Origin of the sequence: Gluconobacter aidae (assembly GCF_009547075.1) — a bacterium.
Classification (GTDB): Bacteria; Pseudomonadota; Alphaproteobacteria; order Acetobacterales; family Acetobacteraceae; genus Gluconobacter; species Gluconobacter aidae.
Map to the genome: position 1 here is coordinate 1 of NZ_WIPH01000099.1, position 952 is coordinate 952.

The window sequence follows — 952 nt, forward strand, 5'->3', positions numbered from 1 at the left end:
GGCAGCGACCTTTTCCGGGAAGACGGTTTCCGCACCCCCGGTCAGCCCTGCTGATGTGGAGAAACTACACGCGAAGATAGGCGAGCTTCTCGTGGAACGGGATTTTTTACGCGATGCCTCTGCTCGGTTGGGCGTGATCAGAGGCGGCAGATGATTGACCCGAAGCGAGCACGTCTGCCGATCATCCGGCAATGCACGCTGCTACAACTCAACCGGTCGGGCGTGTACTATCGGCCTGTGCCACAGAACGAGGCCAATCTGGCGTTGATGCGGCTGATCGACGCCCAGTTCCTGGAAACGCCGTATTATGGCTCGCGGCAGATGACATGGCATCTGCGCCGCCTGGGACATGAAGTCGGTCGCAAGCGGGTTCGGCGGCTCATGGCGATTATGGGTCTGCGGGTGATCTACCAGAAGCCACGCACGAGTGTGCCCCATCCAGAGCATCGGAAATATCCGTATCTGTTGCGGGATCTGGTCATCGACCGACCCAACCAGGTCTGGTGTTCCGACATCACATATATCCCCATGAAACGGGGATTTCTCTATCTCGTGGCGATCATGGACTGGTTCACGCGCAAGGTCCTGTCCTGGCGTCTGTCGAACACGATGGACGCGGAGTTCTGTATCGAGGCGCTACAAGATGCGCTGATGCGCTACGGCACCCCGGAAATTTTCAATACGGACCAGGGCTCACAATTCACGACGCCCCGTTTTACCGGGCTCCTGGAAGAGCGTCAGATCCGCATCAGCATGGATGGACGTGGGCGCTGGCTGGATAACGTGTTCATCGAGCGTCTGTGGCGGTCGCTGAAATACGAATGCGTCTACCTGCACGCCTTTGAGACCGGATCAGAACTTCGAGTGGGGCTCACGAAATGGATCACCCATTATAACGGGCAGCGTCCGCACGCAGCACTGGCTGGACGCACGCCCGATGAGGCGTATCATG

1 pseudogene is annotated in these 952 nt (G+C 58.4%); it reads left to right on the forward strand.

The features are described from left to right. Window positions 1-952, forward strand: a pseudogene (locus GFJ39_RS13890) (IS3 family transposase); the annotation flags it as partial.